1 protein-coding gene is annotated in these 299 nt (G+C 33.1%); it reads right to left on the reverse strand.

The features are described from left to right. A partial coding sequence (locus tag ACSG5Z_RS30770) for a CDI toxin immunity protein (protein WP_435712848.1) occupies positions 1–299 on the reverse strand: 299 nt, incomplete at both ends.

Genomic DNA, 299 nt, shown 5'->3' on the forward strand with positions numbered 1-299 from the left:
TTGGAATTCTTTATCAAGATTTGTACTTACTACAGGGATTTCATTGTTATCCCATATTATAAAAATCTGTTCAGCAAAATCTAGTTGATTTGCTCTAATAAGGGAAATTAGTTGTTCTTTGTTTGAAGCTATTAATTGACTGTCTATCTGTTCCCAATCTACTCTTCCCGATCCAGTTATAGGAAATAAGTTCATTAAAGTAGTAGCAATCTGCTTGCTTTTTTCCTGAGAGAAAATGAGAGTTTCGTTTCCTAGGGATTCAAGGCATTCATTAAACAAAGGGGTTGTATCATTTCTGT

Source organism: Bacillus pretiosus (assembly GCF_051294775.1).
GTDB lineage: Bacteria > Bacillota > Bacilli > Bacillales > Bacillaceae_G > Bacillus_A > Bacillus_A wiedmannii.